This is a genomic window from Cellulosimicrobium sp. ES-005, from assembly GCF_040448685.1.
GTDB lineage: Bacteria > Actinomycetota > Actinomycetes > Actinomycetales > Cellulomonadaceae > Cellulosimicrobium > Cellulosimicrobium cellulans_G.
In genome coordinates this window covers 3274941-3291378 of sequence record NZ_CP159290.1, presented here as the reverse complement: position 1 = coordinate 3291378, position 16438 = coordinate 3274941, and the positions used below count along the sequence as shown (strand labels likewise).

15 protein-coding genes are annotated in these 16438 nt (G+C 75.8%); 9 read left to right on the top strand and 6 right to left on the bottom strand.

The genetic code is table 11. The features are described 5' to 3' along the window. Positions 1-27 precede the first annotated feature (27 nt). From ABRQ22_RS14450 to ABRQ22_RS14420, 7 genes are all read left to right on the top strand, one after another. Complete coding sequence (locus ABRQ22_RS14450; protein ID WP_353707224.1) at positions 28-930, top strand: DUF58 domain-containing protein; 903 nt, start codon at positions 28-30, stop codon at positions 928-930. Beyond that, positions 917-1420, top strand: coding sequence for a hypothetical protein (locus ABRQ22_RS14445; RefSeq protein ID WP_253052140.1), 504 nt, complete (start codon positions 917-919; stop codon positions 1418-1420). The genes ABRQ22_RS14450 and ABRQ22_RS14445 overlap by 14 nt, the downstream gene beginning before the upstream one ends. Then, complete coding sequence (locus tag ABRQ22_RS14440) at positions 1414-2508, top strand: VWA domain-containing protein (protein WP_253052138.1); 1095 nt, start codon at positions 1414-1416, stop codon at positions 2506-2508. The genes ABRQ22_RS14445 and ABRQ22_RS14440 overlap by 7 nt, the downstream gene beginning before the upstream one ends. A 7-nt stretch (positions 2509-2515) precedes the next feature. Next, positions 2516-3700, top strand: a complete 1185-nt coding sequence (locus tag ABRQ22_RS14435; RefSeq protein ID WP_353707223.1) for a VWA domain-containing protein — start codon at positions 2516-2518, stop codon at positions 3698-3700. After that, positions 3697-4740 (top strand): hypothetical protein, encoded by a 1044-nt coding sequence (locus ABRQ22_RS14430; RefSeq protein WP_353707222.1) that lies wholly within the window; start codon positions 3697-3699, stop codon positions 4738-4740. Before ABRQ22_RS14435 ends, ABRQ22_RS14430 begins: the two co-directional genes overlap by 4 nt. Before the next feature lie 156 nt (positions 4741-4896). Beyond that, positions 4897-5532: a nitroreductase family protein gene (locus ABRQ22_RS14425; protein ID WP_353707221.1), complete on the top strand. Its 636-nt coding sequence runs from the start codon at positions 4897-4899 to the stop codon at positions 5530-5532. Positions 5533-5641: 109 nt separating this feature from the next. Then, a complete protein-coding gene (locus tag ABRQ22_RS14420) occupies positions 5642-6364 on the top strand; it encodes a GNAT family N-acetyltransferase (RefSeq protein ID WP_353707220.1) in 723 nt (240 codons plus the stop codon). A 4-nt stretch (positions 6365-6368) separates the two neighbouring features. Here the strand turns inward: ABRQ22_RS14420 and soxR are convergent, their stop codons facing one another. Then, positions 6369-6839 (bottom strand): redox-sensitive transcriptional activator SoxR, encoded by a 471-nt coding sequence (soxR, locus tag ABRQ22_RS14415; protein ID WP_253052128.1) that lies wholly within the window; start codon positions 6837-6839, stop codon positions 6369-6371. A 149-nt stretch (positions 6840-6988) separates the two neighbouring features. Here soxR and ABRQ22_RS14410 point away from each other — a divergent pair, with 149 nt between their 5' ends. Together ABRQ22_RS14410 and ABRQ22_RS14405 are read left to right on the top strand one after the other, a co-directional pair. Further along, positions 6989-8029, top strand: coding sequence for a zinc-binding dehydrogenase (locus ABRQ22_RS14410; protein WP_353707219.1), 1041 nt, complete (start codon positions 6989-6991; stop codon positions 8027-8029). Then, a complete protein-coding gene (locus ABRQ22_RS14405; RefSeq protein ID WP_353707218.1) occupies positions 8026-9531 on the top strand; it encodes an MFS transporter in 1506 nt (501 codons plus the stop codon). Before ABRQ22_RS14410 ends, ABRQ22_RS14405 begins: the two co-directional genes overlap by 4 nt. A 139-nt stretch (positions 9532-9670) precedes the next feature. Here the strand turns inward: ABRQ22_RS14405 and ABRQ22_RS14400 are convergent, their stop codons facing one another. The 5 genes from ABRQ22_RS14400 to nirB form a co-directional block, all read right to left on the bottom strand. Then, on the bottom strand, positions 9671-10573 hold the full coding sequence (locus tag ABRQ22_RS14400) for a CbiX/SirB N-terminal domain-containing protein (RefSeq protein ID WP_353707217.1): 903 nt from the start codon (positions 10571-10573) through the stop codon (positions 9671-9673). Then, positions 10570-11661 (bottom strand): uroporphyrinogen-III synthase, encoded by a 1092-nt coding sequence (locus ABRQ22_RS14395; protein WP_353709557.1) that lies wholly within the window; start codon positions 11659-11661, stop codon positions 10570-10572. Before ABRQ22_RS14395 ends, ABRQ22_RS14400 begins: the two co-directional genes overlap by 4 nt. A gap of 119 nt (positions 11662-11780) precedes the next feature. Beyond that, complete coding sequence (gene cobA, locus ABRQ22_RS14390; protein ID WP_353707216.1) at positions 11781-13139, bottom strand: uroporphyrinogen-III C-methyltransferase; 1359 nt, start codon at positions 13137-13139, stop codon at positions 11781-11783. Beyond that, a complete protein-coding gene (nirD, locus tag ABRQ22_RS14385; RefSeq protein WP_353707215.1) occupies positions 13136-13594 on the bottom strand; it encodes a nitrite reductase small subunit NirD in 459 nt (152 codons plus the stop codon). Before nirD ends, cobA begins: the two co-directional genes overlap by 4 nt. Next, positions 13591-16323, bottom strand: a complete 2733-nt coding sequence (gene nirB, locus ABRQ22_RS14380; protein ID WP_353707214.1) for a nitrite reductase large subunit NirB — start codon at positions 16321-16323, stop codon at positions 13591-13593. Before nirB ends, nirD begins: the two co-directional genes overlap by 4 nt. Positions 16324-16438 lie beyond the last annotated feature (115 nt).

Below are 16438 nucleotides of genomic sequence, written 5' to 3'. Positions count from 1 at the left end.
CCCCTCACCGTCTCGAGAGAGCACCACGTGCCCGACGTCTCCCGTCTCGCCCAGGTCCGGGCCCGGCTCGACCTCCCGGTCGCGCGCCGGGCGTCCGGCCTGCTCGAGGGACGTCACCGGTCGGTCTTCAAGGGGCACGGCCAGGACTTCGACGACCTCCACCTGTACGCGCCCGGCGAGGACGTCGGCGACATCGACTGGAAGTCGTCGGCGCGCGCGGGGCTCCCGATCATCCGCCGGTTCGTGCGCGAGTCGAACCTCAACCTCGTGCTCGTGGTCGACACCGGCCGCACGATGGGCGCGACCGCCCCGAGCGGCGAGACCAAGGCGGAGATCGCGAGCTTCTGCTGCGCGCTCGTCGCGTACCTCGCGCGCGACCGGGGCGACCGTGTCGCGCTCGTCGCGGGCGACGCCCGGCGGCTGGTCCAGCTCCCGCCCCGCGCGAGCACGCAGGACCTCGAGGTGCTGCTGCGCACGGTGGAGGACCTGTGGCGGCCCGACGCGCCCGCGAGCGACCTCGCGCGCCCGCTCGACCGCGCCCGGTCCGCGTTCCGGCGCCGCTCGCTGGTCGTGGTCGTGACCGACGAGGCGCGCCCGGGAGCCGAGCACGAGCAGCTCCTGCGGTCGTTGCGCGTGCGCCACGAGGTCATGGTCGTCCAGGTCGCGGACCTGTCCCCCGTCGGCGCGGGTGCGGGGCCGCACGCCACGGGCGAGGTCGCGGACGTGGACGGGACGCTGCGCCTGCCGGCGTTCCTGCGCGGCCGGGCCGCGCTCGCCGCGTCCGCGGCCCAGGCCCTCGCCGCGCGGCGGGCCGAGGTCGCGGAGCGCCTGCGCGCGCTCCAGGTCGAGGGCGTGCTCGTCGAGGGGTCGGACGACGTCGTGCAGCGGTTCGTCGAGCTCCTGGGGAGGCAGAAGCGTGCCCGTCGATGAGCTCGTCGACCCCGTGGGCTACTCGGGGTGGTGGACCGTCCTGGGGATCGTGCTGATCCTCGCGGCGGCCGCCGTCGTGTTCCTCGTGATCTGGCTGACGCGCGCGAGCGCGGCGGAGAAGGCCGTGCCACCCCCCGCGCCCCGGCTCCCCACCGGCCCCTACGACCCGTACGCCTCGCTGCGCGCCGAGTACGAGCGACGCCTCGACGTCGTCGCGGAACGCTTCCGCGCGGGCGAGCTCGACGAGCGCGCGCTGCACCTCGCGCTCTCGGCCGAGATGCGCGGCTTCGCGACCGGTCGGCTGGGACAGGACGCGTCGTCCATGACGCTCTCGGAGATCCAGCAGATCGGCGAGGCGGGACGCCTCACGCAGGTCATCGCGCGGTACTACCGGCCGTCGTTCGCGGACCACGACAACGACCCCGCGGCCCGGGCGACCGACGCCGAGGACTCGATCGACCGCGCCCGATCGGTGGTGCGCGGATGGTGAGGCACGCGCTCGCGACGAGCACCGCCGTCGTGCCCGGTCCCCAGGGCGCGTCCATCCTGTGGCCGTGGCTGTGGGGCGTGCTCGTCGTCGCCGTGCTCGCCGCCGGCGTGGTCGCCTGGTGGCTCGCCCGGCACCGCCGGAGACGTGACGCCGACGCCGACGTGCTCTGGGTCGCGAACTCCGACTACCTCGCGCGCGTGCCGGCGTTCGCCGCGTGGGTGCGGCGGTACCGCGTGCTGCAGGGGCTCACGGCGGCGGGGCTGCTCGTCGCCGTCGTCGGGGCGGGCGCCGTCGCGGCACGCCCGGTCGAGACGGACGTCGTCGTCGACCGCCTCGGCACGCGCGACATCGTGCTGTGCCTGGACGTGTCGGGCTCGATGATCGAGTACGACGGCGCCGTGCTCAAGGTGTTCCAGGAGCTCGTGGACAACTTCGAGGGCGAGCGGATCGCGCTGTCGATCTTCAACTCGTCGTCGCGCACGGTCTTCCCCCTCACGGACGACTACACGCTCGTGCAGGAGGAGCTCCAGGGCGGCATCGACGCGCTCGACAAGGACCCGTCGACGTTCGACTACACCGGCGGGTCGGACGACGCGGAGATCCTCGAGTACGCGCAGTTCACCGCCGGGACGACGGCGAACCTCTCCGGTGCGAGCCTCATCGGCGACGGGCTCGCGAGCTGTGCCCTCCAGTTCGACGCGGAGGACACGGAGCGCTCGCGCTCGATCATCCTCGCGACCGACAACTACGTCTCGGGCGAGCCGATCTACACGCTCCCCCAGGCCGCCGACCTCGTCGCGTCGCGCGACATCACGCTGCACGGGATCTTCGGCGGGTCGCAGCGCTACGAGGGCACCCCGGAGGAGAGCGAGTACCGCAGCACGGTCGAGGACGGCGGCGGGCTCTACTTCCTCGCCGACGACCCGGCCGCGGTGCAGGGCATGGTGGACGACGTCGTCGCGCAGCAGGCCGTCGAGCTCGACGCGTCGCCCGAGGTGATCGTCACGGACCGGCCCGCGGGCTGGTTCCTCGTCGCGGTCCTCGGCGTCGCGCTGCTGCTCGTGGTCGCGTGGCGGGTGAAGGAGTGACGGACCGATGAACCTCGCCGGGCTGACCCTCCAGCCGCTCGTGCCCGTGTGGGCGCTCGCGCTGCTCGTCCTGCCCCTGCTCGGCCTCGCGGTGTGGCAGGCGGTCGTGGCGGGGCGCCCCTGGCCCGACGGCGCCCCGCGCCCGGGCGCGCCGCGCGCGGCCTGGCTGCGCCGCGCCGGAGCGGTGGTCCTGCTCGGGATCATCGGGCTCGCGCCGTCGGTCGCGTCGACGGACCGCGACACGTCGGTCGCGAACGTCGACATGTTCTTCGTCGTCGACCGCACCGGGTCCATGGCGGCCGAGGACTACGGGCCCGAGGGCGGCCAGGAGCGGCTCGACGGCGTGCGGCACGACATCACGAGCCTCACCGAGGCGATCCCCGGCGCCCGGTACTCGATCATCTCGTTCGACTCGCAGGCCTCGCGCCAGCTCCCCCTGACGACCGACGCGCGCGCGATCACGTCGTGGGCCGACACGTTCCACCGCGAGATCACGCGGTACTCGCAGGGCTCCCTCACCGACCGACCCCTCGACGAGCTGCGCTCCGCGCTCCAGGGATCCGCCGAGCAGCACCCGGCGAACGTGCGCCTCGTCTTCTTCCTCAGCGACGGCGAGCAGACGGCGGAGGGCGAGCCGCGCTCGTTCGCCGACCTGGCGCCGCTCGTCGACGGCGGTGCCGTGCTCGGCTACGGCACCGCCGAGGGCGGCCGGATGAAGGAGTACGACCCCGACGTCGAGCCCGAGGAGGCGGAGTACATCATCGACTGGTCGCAGCCGAGCGAGGACGGCGAGCCCGTGGAGGCGCTGTCCGTGCTCGACGAGGAGTCGCTCACCACGCTCGCGGACCAGCTCGGCGTCCCGTACGTGCACCGGCAGGAGCCGTCGGAGACGGCGTCGCTCGTCGCGGGCGTCGACCCGCAGCAGGTCGCGGCCGACGGCCGGCGCGACGTCACGGCGTACCGCCCCGTCGTCTGGCCGTTCGCGCTCGCGCTCGTCGCGCTGCTCGGCCTCGAGGCGTGGTTCTGGTCGCGCTCGGCCAGCCGCTCGCTCGTGCGCCCGACGACGGCCCGGGCGTCGGCGACCGGCGGACCCGCGCCCGGCCCGGGCGCTGGGGAACCGGGCGCGCACGGCGACGGCGACCGGTCGCCGTCGGGCACCCCCACGGCGGACCGGGTGGAGGTGCGTCGATGACCTGGCCCTCTCCCCCGACGCCCCCGACGGGGCGGCGGAAGCCGCGCCCGACGGGTGTCGCGGCCCTGCGCGCCGCGCGGCTGCGCCGGCGCACCTGGTGGCTCGTCGGGACGCTGCCCGTCGTGCTCGCGCTCGTCGTCCTCGGGATCAAGCTGGCCCTCCTCGCGCCGATCGCCGCGACGGCCAAGGACCGCTACGAGGCCGGGGAGGCGACGACCGCGGCGGACTACTACGGGATCCAGCGGGTCCTCAACATCGTCGAGCCGTGGAAGGCGCACTACAACCACGGGACGGCGCTCGCCCGGTCCGAGGACTCGTGGGCGCTGTACGACGCGATCACGTCCCTCGACCGCGCGTACGACCTCGCGGAGCACGAGAGCCCCGAGGAACGCTGCATGATCCAGACGAACCTGTCGCTCGCGTACGAGATCCAGGGCGACGGCGACATGGCGTACGCGGAGGGCAAGGCGGCCGAGCTCGCGCTCGTCGAGGAGGCCATCGCCGCCCGCGACGCGGGGCTGCCGTACGACGAGGAGGTCCTCGACCCGTACGGCGACGGGAGCGAGGAGCCCGACCCGGAGGAGCTGCGCCAGGACGTTCAGGACTGGTACGAGTACGCCGAGCAGGAGTACGCGACGGCCGAGCAGATCCGCGGCTGGCCCGACTGCGGGGAGTCCGAGCAGACGCCCGAGCAGGAGGAGCAGAACGAGGCCGCGCAGCAGCGCCTCCAGGACAAGCAGCAGCAGGCGCAGGACTCGCAGCCGGAGAACGAGGGCGACGGGGACACGCAGGAGGGCGAGGGCTCCGAGGGCGACGAGCAGTCGGAGGCCTCGGGCGGCGAGGGCTCGGAGGGCGACGGCCAGCAGAGCCAGGCCGAGCGCGAGGAGCAGCAGCGCCAGGAGGAGCTCCAGCAGCAGGGCTCGGAGGCGCGCGAGGAGCAGGAGCGGCTCGAGCAGGAGTACCGCGACCTCTACGGCGACCAGGCCGGGACCGGCAGCGACCCGGGAGACGGCAGCGGGAGCGGCACCAAGAACTGGTGAGCGGCCCCGGCCCCCGCGGGTGGGCAGCCGTTCCGTGACCACCCGCTCCCCCGTCCGACGCCCGTGGACCAGGACGTGCCGCAGGCGTGACCACCCTGCGAGACGGCGGCCGGGACCCGCGAGCGCGCCGGACGGTGGCCCGTACCCTCGGCGACCGTGACCACACCTGAGGATCTGACCGTCCTTCGAGCGCTCCACTCGACGCCGTCGCGCCGCTACCTCGCGCCGGACCCGGTGCCGGACGACGTGCTCGACGCGATCCTCGACGCCGCGGTCCGCGGCCCCAGCGGGGGCAACCGCCAGCAGTGGGCGTGGATCGTCGTGCGGGACCCGGCGACCAAGGCGCAGATCGCCGAGTGGTACCGCGAGGGATGGCGTGCCGCGTACGGAGACCGGCGCGACGCCGTCCTCGGAGCCGCGACCGACGACGCGGGCGTGAGCGACGCGGGCTTCCGCGCCGTCGAGCACCTGGCCCTGCACCTGGAGGAGGCACCGGTGTGGGTCGTACCGGTGCTGCGGAACGCGGCGGGCTCGACGGACCCCCGGCTCGGCGCCTCGATCTACGGCGCGGTGCAGAACCTCGTGCTCGCCGCCCGGGCCTACGGGCTGGGGACGACGCTCACGACCTTCCACACGGTCCGCGAGACCGACGTCGCCGCGCTGCTCGGCCTGCCCGACGACGCCCTGACGATGGGCCTGGTCCCGCTCGGCTACCCGGCTCGCGGGCGCTGGTCCGAGCCGCGCCGTCGGCCCCTCGCGGAGGTCGTCCACCGGGACCGGTGGGAGGGCTGAGCGCACCTGGAAGAGGCGCGCGCCCGCGAGCGTTCGCCCCCGAGGAGACGCACGGTCGGACGACCGTGACGACGGCACGCACCCGGGCGACCGGGCGAGGAGGAGCACGATGACCGCGACGAGCACGCAGACCGGCGCCACCGGCGTCGACGACGCCGCCCTGGACAACCCGTCGTGGAGCGCCCTCACCGGCGCCCACGCGCACCTCGCCGAGGGCGACGACCTCGCGCGGCGCTACCCGGCCGACGTCTCGCCCATCACGGGCGTGCGCTCGTGGGACGAGCCCGGGGTGTGGGACGCGATCGCCACGCTCGTCGGGCCGGGCGGACGCTTCTCGGCGCCGCCCCAGGGCGTCGACCTGCCGACGGGCTGGACGCTCGAGGCCCGCGTGGAGGGGGTCCAGCTCGTCGAGACCGAGCGCCTGGTCACCCGTCCCGACCCGGAGGCGGTCGTGCTCGGCGCGGCCGACGTGCCGGACATGCTCGCGCTCGTCGAGCGCAGCCGGCCGGGGCCGTTCGAGGCGCGCACCTACCTGCTCGGGCGCTACGTCGGGTTCCGGGACGACGCCGGCCGGCTCGTCGCGATGGCGGGCGAGCGCCTGCACCCCGCAGACTGGACGGAGATCAGCGCCGTGACGACCGACGCCGCGCACCGGGGACGCGGCCTCGCGTCCCGCCTCGTCCGCGACGTCGCGTTCCACGTGCAGGAGCGGGGCGACCGCGCGTTCCTGCACGCCGCGGCCGAGAACACCGGCGCGATCGCCGTGTACGAGCGGCTCGGGTTCGCGCTGCGCCGCCGCACGAGCTTCGGGTCCCTGCTCGCGCCGGCCTGAGGCCTCAGTCCTCGATCCCGTCCACGAGCAGGGTCCGCGGGCCGGGGCCCTCGTCGGCGAGCGCGTCGTGCGGGTTGACGAGGACGCACTTGCGCAGCGACAGGCACCCGCAGCCGATGCAGTCCGTGAGGTGGTCGCGCAGCCGCGTGAGCTGCTCGATGCGCGCGTCGAGGTCGGCGTGCCATCCCGCCGAGAGGCGGTGCCAGTCCTTGGCCGTCGGCGTGCGGTCGCCGGGCAGCGTCGCGAGCGCGGCGCGGATGCGCGCGAGCGGGATGCCGACGCGCTGGGACGCGCGCACGAACGCGACCCGGCGCAGCGTCTCGCGCGCGAAGCGCCGCTGGTTGCCGGGGGTCCGGCGGCTCGTGATGAGCCCCTCGCGCTCGTAGAAGTGCAGCGCGGACACGGCGACGCCGCTGCGCGCGGCGAGCTGGCCGACGGTGAGCTCGTCGCTCGGGGACGGGACGTCGTCGGGCACGCGGGCTCCTCGCCGGACGGCCGCCGCGCGGCTCGCGGCGGACTGCTTGACCTCAACATTTGTTGAGGTTCGAGACTAGCAGGGCGCGCCCGGACCGGGTCGCGTGCCGCCGCTCCGGCGCGGCCCGTCGCCACTGAGGGAGCACACCCGTGGACGCCATCCGCCTGCACGCGTTCGGACCGCCCGAGAACCTCGTCCTCGACCAGGTCCCCGACCCCGTCCCCGGACCCGGCGAGGTCCTCGTCGCCGTCCGGGCGCACGGCGTCCACCTGCTCGACACCACCCTGCGTCGGGGCGAGGCGGCGGGCGGCCCGCTCCCGCTGCCCACCCTGCCCACGATCCCGGGACGCGAGGTCGCCGGGGTCGTGGAGGCCGTCGGGCCCGGGGTCGACGCGGCGTGGCGCGGGCGCCGCGTCGCGGCCCACCTCGGCGCGACGCCCGACGGCGGCGGGTACGCGCGGCTCGCCGCCGTCCCCGTCGAGCTGCTGCACCGCATCCCCGACCACGTCACGGCGCCCGACGCGATCGCGATGATCGGGACCGGCCGCACCGCCGTCGGCATCCTCGACCTCGCCGAGCTCGGCGCGACCGACACCGTGCTCGTCACGGCCGCGGCCGGCGGGCTCGGCACGCTCCTCGTGCAGAGCGCGCTCGCGATCGGCGCACGGGTCGTCGCGCTCGCCGGCGGCCCGGAGAAGGTCGCGCTCGTCCGCGGGCTCGGTCGGGAGCCGCACGCCGAGCGGCTCGTCGTGATCGACTACCGGGCCGAGGGCTGGCTCGACGAGGCGCGGGCCGCCGTCGGGCAGCACTCCCCCGACGGGGCGACCGTCCTGCTCGACGGCGTGGGCGGGGACGCAGGCACGGAGGCCGCGACGCTCCTCGCCCCCGACGCGCGTCTCGTGCTCTTCGGGTGGTCCTCGGGCGCACCGAACCGCGCCGGTGACGTCGACCACGGCGCCGGGAACGTCCCGAATCCCGGTGCGGGAGCGGTCGCGCGGGACGTACGGTGGGCCGTGGGACCCCAGGCCCGACCCTGGGGAGACCTGTTCGACCTGCAGGAGCGCGCGCTCGCGCTCGCGGCGGACGGGACGTGGCACGTCGTCACGCACCAGGTACCCCTCGCGGAGGCAGCGCGCGCTCACCGCGAGCTCGAAGCGCGCGCCACCACCGGAAAGGTCGTTCTCGTATGACGGCGGAGCCCCGCACCGACGCCGACGCGCCGACGTACGGCACCCCCGACGCCCCCGCCGTGCCCGCGGCCGGCGCGGCGCTCGCCCCCGGGACCCAGCGCACCGTCCTGTTCGGCATGGTCGCGTTCGTGTTCCTCGGCGCGTTCGAGGCGCTCGCCGTCGCGACCGCCATGCCGACCGTCGCCGTCGAGCTCGACGGCCTCACCCTCTACACGCTCGCGTTCGCCGCGTCGCTCGCGTCGAGCGTCGTCGGGATGGTCGCGTCGGGCCGCTGGAGCGACCGTGCCGGCCCGACGACGCCCCTGTGGACCGGCATCGGGCTCTTCCTCGCGGGCCTGCTGGTGGCAGGACTCGCGCAGGACATGCTCGTCCTCGTCGCGGGCCGCGTGCTCCAGGGCGTCGGGACGGGCCTGTACATCGTCGCGCTCTACGTGCTCGTGGCACGCGTGTTCCCCACCGACCGGCGGCCGAAGGTCTTCGCCGCGTTCGCCGCCGCGTGGGTCGTCCCGTCGATCGTCGGCCCGGCCATCGCGGGGCTCGTCGTCGAGCACGTCGGCTGGCGCTGGGTCTTCCTCGCGGTCCCGGTGCTCGCCGTCCCGGCGCTGATCCTCATGCGCCCGGGGATGCGCGCCGCCCGCGGCTCGGCCCCCGACGACGCCGCGTCCCCGGCGTCCGACGACGTCTCCGCCCCGTCGGAGGACGTCCCTCCGGACGGGACCGACGACGCCGAGTCACCTCTCGACCGGACCGCGCGCCAGGCGTCGCTCGCCTGGGCCGTCGTGGCCGCCGTCGGGATCGGGGCGCTCAACTACGCGGGCCAGCTCCGCGGGCTCGGGCTCGCCGCTCTCCTCGTCGCGTCGCTCGCGGCCGTCGCGCTCGCCGTCCCGCGGCTCCTGCCCCCGGGCACGACCCGCGCCGCGCGCGGCCTGCCGAGCGTCATCGCGATCCGCGGGCTCGTCGCCGCCGCATTCACCGGCGCCGAGGTGCTGCTCCCGCTCCTGCTCTCCCACGAGCGCGGGCTCGCGCCGTCGCTCGCCGGCGCGGTGCTCACGTTCGGCGCCGTCGGCTGGTCGACCGGGTCCTGGCTGCGCGGCCGCGCGACGTGGGGGCTCCAGCACGCCGGCTACGTGCGCCTCGGCGGGACGCTCGTCGCGCTCGGCATCGGCGGCGCGGCGCTGCTCGCGTGGACCGCCGTGCCACCCGTCGTCGGCATGGTCGCGTGGACCCTCGCCGGCCTCGGCATGGGCATGACCCACCCGACCCTGTCGGTGCTGACGCTCGAGCTCTCGCCCGTGGCGGAGCAGGGCGCCAACTCCTCCGCGCTCCAGGTCTCCGACGCCGTCGCGGCCGCCACCGCGCTCGCCGTCACCGGGTCGCTCCTGTGGGCACTGCACCCGACGCTCGGCCTCGCGTCGTACGTCGTCTGCTTCGGCGTCACGGTGCTGCTCGCCGCCGGCGTCGCCCTCCTCGCCCCCCGCACCCGCCCGACCCTCACGAGGTAGGACCCCGGTCGGATCGAGGTAGGACCCCGGTCGGATCGAGGGAGAACGGTGGTCCGGCGAGGTAGAGCCCTGGTTCTCACTCGACCGACCAGGGCTCTACCTCGCCGGACCGGGGGTCTTGGTGGGCGGGGCCCGGGTGCTATCTCGGCGCGGCGAGGGTCGCCGCGGCGGTGGTGTAGCGGTCGAGGACGATCTCGGTGAGCCGGGGGTCGGGGGCCAGCGGGGCGGTGACGACGTCGCCGCCCGCCTCGAGGACGCGGTCGTAGAAGAAGCCCGGCGCGAGCAGGTAGGCCGCGACGACGACGCGCGCGCCCGGGGCGAGGTCGGCGCGGGCGGCGGCGACGGCGTCGGGCACGGACGGTGCGGCCATGGCGCCGTAGCCCACCGTGACGGAGTGGGGGACGCGCTCGCGGAGCCGTGCGGCGAGCTCCTCGACGTCGCGCGCGGCGCCGGGCCGGCTGGACCCCGCGGCGGCGATCACGACGGCGTCGCCCGGGCGCAGCCCGGCCTCCGCCAGCCGCTCGGCGAGGAGGTCCGCGAGGCGCGGGTCGGGGCCGAGCGGCGTGCCTGCCGCGGCCCGTCCGCTCCCGGGGCCGCGGTCCTCGACCGCCGCCGCGACGTCGACGCTCACGTGGAACCCGCCGGAGAGCAGCAGCGGCACGACGACCGCGTCGCCCGGCCGCGCCCCGTCGACCACGGAGCCGTCGGCGGTGCTCGTCGCGGAGCGTCGCGGGTCGTCCGTCGCCGCGGACGGGGCGACGACCGACGTCACGACGTCCGCGACCTCGGGCTGCTGCACGTCGACGAACGCCTCGCGGACGTCGAGGTCGGGGCGCGCGGCGCGCACGTCGTCGAGGAGCGCACGGATCACGTCGCGGCCGGTGAGGTCGCTCGTGCCGTGCGAGCAGCCGATCAGCACGGGCGCGGCGCCGGACGTCCGGCCGTCGGCGACCTCCGAACCGGCGTCGGACGACGCCCCCGAGCCGGGCGACGCCTCCGACGGGACAGCGCCTCCGAAGAAGGCCGGGCTCTCCGCGCTCATGCGAGCTCCAATCGATATCCGCGCTTGACGACGGTCTTGACGAGGTCGCGCCGGCCGGTCGCCTCGCGCAGGCGCGCGACGGCGACCTCGGCCGCGTGGGGGTCGCGCGAGTCGCCGGGCAGGACGTCGAGCACGTCGTCGCGCGTGACGACCTCGCCGCGGCGCGCGGCGAGGAGGCGCAGCACCTCGAGGCTGCTGGGCGAGAGGGGCAGCACCTCGCCGTCGAGCACGGCGACGCGCGAGCGGATCTGGAGCGCGCCGGCGACGGTCGCGAGCGCGACGGTCTCGGCCTGCTCGTAGTGCGCGACGAGCGTGCGCACGAGCGCACCCAACCGCCCGCGCTCGGGCTGGAGCGGAGTGACCCCACGGTGCTCGAGCGGCTTCGCGGTGATCGGCCCGACGGCCGCCGCGACCATGGACCCGTCCCGGAACCGCGACACGACGAGGCGGCCCACGCCGTGCTCCTCGGCCGCGCTCAGCCACGCCTCGGCCCCGGGCGCGGAGGTGAACACGACGGCGTCGATCTCCCCGACGGCCGCGGCCTCGACGGACGCGCGCAGCGCCTCGGGGTCGGGCGGCGGCCCCCAGCGGTAGACGACGAGGCTCGCGACCTCGGCGCCCGCCTCGGCGAACACGACGTCGAGGCCGTCGGCCCCGGCGCCGTGGTGCTGGACGGCGATGCGCAGCCCGGCGACGCCCTCGCCGAGCAGCACGTCGGCGATCTCGGCCGACGTCTCGGACTCGGCGACCCAGTCGGCCGTGAGCCCGGCGGCCTGGATCGCGCCGCGCGCCTTGGGCCCGCGCGCGACGATCCGCGCGTCGGCGAGCACCTCGAGCAGGCGGTCGGCGAGGCCGTGCGCGTCGGCGGCCTCGACCCACGAGCGGAAGCCGATGCCGGTCGTCACGACGACGACGTCCGGCGGGTGCTCGACGAGGTCGCGCGTCCCCGCGAGGAGCTGCTCGTCGTCGGCGTGCGGGATCATGCTCAGCGCGGGCGCGTGGCGGACCTCGGCACCCCGGCGCTGGAGGGCGGCGGCGAGCTCGCTCTTGCGGCGGTCGGCCGTGACGAGCACGGTGCAGCCGGCCATGACCTGGCCGAGGGCGGGGCGGTCGACACCGGGGTCGGACGCGAGATCGACCCGAGCGTCCGAGATCGACCCTCCGTGGGTCGACGTCGCGACGGGCGGGTCGATCTCAGTGCTGCCGGTCACGCGACCGTCGCCGGGTCGAGCCGTCCCTCGGCGGCGACGTCTCCCATGACGATGATCGCCGGGGGGCGGACACCTGCCTGGGCGGCGTGCGCCACGATCTCGCCGAGCGGGGCCCGCGCGACGCGCTGGTGCGGCGTCGAGCCGCTCTCCACGATCGCGACGGGCATCGCGGGGTCGGCCCCGGCGCCGAGGGCCTGGGCCGTGATGCGTGCGAGCTGCGAGACACCCATGAGGACCACCAGCGTAGCCGTGCGGTCGCGCACCCCGGCCAGCGCGGCGGCGTCGAGCCCGTCGTGCCCGCTGGTCACGTGGAACGCGGCGACCGTCCCCCGGTGCGTGAGCGGGATGCCCGCGAGCGCCGGGACGCTCAGCGCGCTGGACACCCCTGGCACGACGTCGACCGGCACGCCCGCCTCGCGGCACGCGATCACCTCCTCGCCGCCGCGCCCGTAGACGAACGGGTCGCCGCCCTTGAGCCGCACGACGCGCCGTCCGCGCTGCGCCTGCTCCACGAGGATCGCGTTGATCTCGTGCTGCGGCACCGGGTGGTTGCCGGGCGTCTTGCCGACGTCGATCACCTCGACACCGGGCGCGAGCTCGTCGAGCACGTCGACGGGTCCGAGCCGGTCCGCGACGACGACGTCCGCCTCCGCGAGCGCCCGGCGCCCCCGGAGGGTGAGCAGGTCGACGGCGCCCGGCCCGCCACCGACGAGCGTCACGCGCCCGAGCCCGCCGTCGGCCGGCCGGTGCCGCCGCTGGTCGGCGCCGCCGGAGCGCAGGTGCTCGGCGATCGCGTCGCGCACCGCGCGGGCCCGCCGCGGGTCCGCGCCGCGCCTCTCGGCCGCGCCGTCAGCCGCTCGTCGCGCCCGAGCGCGGCGGTCCGCCGACAGGTGCGCCGCGGGGACGTCCGTGACGACCCCGACGAGCACGTCGCCGCTGTGGGTCGTCGCAGGCGTGCGCGCGGTGCCCTCGTGCGCGGCCCCGGCGTTGACGCACCAGGTGCGGCGCGCGGCCGCCCACGCGGCGACGTCGCGGTTGGTCCCCGAGTCGTCCGTCGCCGCGAGCACGAGCCACGCGTCCTCGACGTCGGACTCGCGCACCTCGCGCGGCGCCCAGGTGACGCCCCCTCCGCCGGGTGCGGGGTGTCTGTCGTCCCGAGGACGGATCGACGACAGATACCCCGCACTCAGCGAGGCCGCGACGAGGTCGCGCAGGTCTTCGCAGACCTGGGGCGCGACGACGCGGACGTGCGCGCCGTCGTCGGCCATCGCCCGGGCGCGGCGGGCGGCGACGGGCCCGCCGCCCGCGACGAGGACCGTGCGCCCGGCGAGGTCGAGGCCCAGGAGCGTCGTCACGGCGCACCGTCCGAGACGTCGTCGGCCGTGGGGTCCGCGGCGGCGAGGGGGCGCGTCCCCACGTGCACGACGCCGTCGCGCACCTCGGCGGGCCACGTCGCCAGGTCCGGGGCGAGGCCCTGGACGGGCACGTACCCGGCGGCCTCGAGGCAGCGCCCGGTCGCGAGGTCGAAGACCTGCTTGTACATGGGCCCGGCGACGGTCGGGACTCCGCCGCGCGTCCCGACGATCCCGCGCGACATGACGTTCGCCCCCGAGAACGGGTCACGCTGCTGCACGACGCGCACCGTGTCGTCGGGGAGGCGGAACAGGGCGACCTGCACCCCGCCCACGAGGGCGGCGACGCCGCGCTCGACGAGGAGGTCGCGCAGCAGGCACACCCGCTCCCGCTCCGTGGTCGCCGACGTGGTCGTCTCCCCGGGGGGCACAGCCTGCTCTGCGGACACGACGCTCATCGACGGACCTCCAGGGTCGTGCCGGCGATCACCACAGGGCCGGCGGGGACGGTGGCGAGCCCCGCGGCGCGGGCCTCCTCCAGGGCGGCGCGCTCGTCCGCCGTCGCGGGCCGGATCTGGCCGCGCTCGGTGACGTACGCGAGGTCGGGGTCGGGCTCGGCGGGCGCGTTGACGAACGAGCCGAAGCGACGCAGCTTCTCCGGGTCCTCGAGGACCGCGCGCCACTCGTCCTCGTAGTCGCCGACGTGGCGGGCCATCGCGGCGTCGAGGTCGGCGCCGAGGCCGAGCGAGTCCTCCACGATCACCTCGCGGATCGCGTCGAGGCCACCCTCGTAGTCCTCGACCCACGCGGCCGTGCGCTGGAGGCGGTCGGCCGTGCGGACGTAGTACATGAGGAAGCGGTCGATGGTCCGGACGAGCGCCTCGTCGTCCAGGTCCTCGGCCAGGAGCTGCGCGTGCCGGGGCGTGAACCCGCCGTTGCCGCCGACGTAGACGTTCCAGCCCTTGTCCGTCGCGATGACGCCGACGTCCTTGCCGCGCGCCTCGGCGCACTCGCGCGCGCACCCGGAGACGCCGAGCTTGAGCTTGTGGGGCGAGCGCAGCCCGCGGTAGCGCAGCTCGAGCTCGACGGCCATGCCCACCGAGTCCTGCACGCCGAACCGGCACCACGTGGACCCGACGCACGACTTCACCGTGCGCAGGGACTTGCCGTACGCGTGCCCCGACTCGAACCCGTGCTCCACGAGCCGGCGCCAGATGTGCGGGAGCTGCTCGATGCGCGCGCCGAACATGTCGATGCGCTGTCCGCCCGTGATCTTCGTGTAGAGCCCGAAGTCCTTGGCGACCTGGCCGATGACGAGCAGCCCGTCGGGCGTGATCTCGCCGCCGGGGATGCGCGGGACGACGGAGTACGTGCCGTCCTTCTGCATGTTCGCCATGACGTGGTCGTTGGTGTCCTGGAGCGTCGCCTGCTCGCCGTCGAGGATGTGCCCGTTGCCGAGCGACGCGAGGATCGACGCGATCGTGGGCTTGCAGATGTCGCAGCCGCGCCCGGCGTCGCGCACGAGCACGGCGCCGTGGGTGTCCGTCACAGGTTCCGGCACACGACCGAACCGCCCGACGATCTCGCTGAACGTGTGCAGGTCCGCGACGCGCACGGCGTCGAAGAGCTGCGCACGGGAGAGGTCGAAGTGCTCGCACAGCGCGTTCGAGACCTCGACGCCGGCGCGGGCGAGCTCGGTCGTCGTGATCTTCTTGACCAGCGGCAGGCACGACCCGCAGCTCGTCCCCGCGCGCGTGCACGCCTTGACGCCCGCGAGGTCGGTGCACCCGTGCTCGGTGACCGCGCCGCGGATCGTGCCCGCGCTGACGTTGTTGCACGAGCAGACCGTGGCGTCGTCGGGGAGCTCGAGGCTCGGCGCCCCGCCCCCGGAACCCTCGGGCAGCAGGAACAGCCCCGGGTCGCCCGGGAGCTCCGTGCCGAGCATCGGCCGCAGCGACGCGTACGGCGCGGCGTCCCCGACGAACACGCCGCCCAGGAGCGTGCGCGCGTCGTCGGACAGCACGAGCTTCTTGTAGACGCCCGCGACCGGGTCGGCCCACACGAGCTCCATCGCGCCCTCGGTGCGGGCGAACGCGTCGCCGAAGCTCGCGACGTCGACCCCCTGCAGCTTGAGCTTGGTCGCCGTGTCCGCGCCCGGGAACGTCGCCTCGCCGCCGAGCAGGCGGTCCGCGACGACCTCTGCCATCGCGTAGCCCGGCGCGACCAGGCCGATGCACCGACCCTCGATGCACGCGACCTCGCCCACGGCCCACACGTGCTCGTCCTCGGTGCGGCACGCGAGGTCGACGACGGCGCCCCCGCGCTCCCCGATCGCGAGCCCCGCCGCGCGCGCGAGCTCGTCGCGGGGCCGCACGCCCGTCGCGACGACGACGACGTCCACGTCAAGCCGGCCGCCGTCGGCGAAGTCGAGCCGGCCCACGTGGCCGGTCTTCCGGGAGACCCTCATCTCCTGGGTCCCGGTGCTGCAGCGGACCGCGATGCCCATGCCGTTGATGAGGCGCTTGAGCGCCTCGCCGCCGCCGAGGTCGATCTGCGCGTCCATCAGGTGCGTGCCGAACTGGATGACGGTGGCCTGCGCGCCGAGCGCCTTGAGCGCGCCCGCCGCCTCGAGGCCCAGGAGGCCGCCGCCGATCACCGCGCCGCGGACGGGGCGCTCCCAGCCGCCCTCGGTCGTCGCGTGCCGACGCTTCTCCTCGACCCACCCGCGCAGGGCCGCGACGTCGTCGATCGTGCGGTAGACGAACACGCCCGGGAGGTCGTTGCCCGGGATGGGCGGCATCGCGGCGCTCGACCCCGTCGCGAGGACGAGCTCGTCGTAGGCGTGCACCCGTCCGAGGCGGTCGGTGACGGTCTGCGCGTCGCGGTCGATCGACGTCACCGCGCAGTCGCGGTGCAGCGTGACGAGCGGGTCGTCCCACAGGGCCGGGTCGCCGAGCGTGAGCTCCTCGGCGTCGCGGGCCGAGAAGTAGCTCGTCAGGGCGACGCGGTCGTACGGCTTGCGCGGCTCCTCGGCGAAGAGCGAGACGCGCCACGCGCCGTCGGTGTCGCGGGCACGCAGCGCCTCGACGAGCCGCTGGGCGACCATGCCGCCGCCGACGACGACGAGGTGCCGGGGGGCAGCGGGAGCGCTGTGCGCGGGGGCGGGATCGGTCTGAGGTCCGGTCACGTCGGGCTCCTGGGGCGTCGGGCGGATCGGTCACCCGCCCGCGGGTTCCACGAGGGTCCCCGGGACGGTGCTGACGACGCTACGGACGGGCGGTTTCACGGCCGTGCCCCGTCCG

Excerpts from the sequence above, each read along its gene's own strand:
- ABRQ22_RS14440 (WP_253052138.1), top strand. The coding sequence starts at position 1,414 with ATGGTGAGGCACGCGCTCGCGACGAGCACCGCCGTCGTGCCCGGTCCC.
- ABRQ22_RS14435 (WP_353707223.1), top strand. The coding sequence starts at position 2,516 with ATGAACCTCGCCGGGCTGACCCTCCAGCCGCTCGTGCCCGTGTGGGCG.
- ABRQ22_RS14430 (WP_353707222.1), top strand. The coding sequence starts at position 3,697 with ATGACCTGGCCCTCTCCCCCGACGCCCCCGACGGGGCGGCGGAAGCCG.
- ABRQ22_RS14420 (WP_353707220.1), top strand. The coding sequence starts at position 5,642 with ATGACCGCGACGAGCACGCAGACCGGCGCCACCGGCGTCGACGACGCC.
- ABRQ22_RS14405 (WP_353707218.1), top strand. The coding sequence starts at position 8,026 with ATGACGGCGGAGCCCCGCACCGACGCCGACGCGCCGACGTACGGCACC.
- ABRQ22_RS14400 (WP_353707217.1), bottom strand. The coding sequence starts at position 10,573 with ATGAGCGCGGAGAGCCCGGCCTTCTTCGGAGGCGCTGTCCCGTCGGAG.
- ABRQ22_RS14395 (WP_353709557.1), bottom strand. The coding sequence starts at position 11,661 with ATGGCCGGCTGCACCGTGCTCGTCACGGCCGACCGCCGCAAGAGCGAG.
- nirD (WP_353707215.1), bottom strand. The coding sequence starts at position 13,594 with ATGAGCGTCGTGTCCGCAGAGCAGGCTGTGCCCCCCGGGGAGACGACC.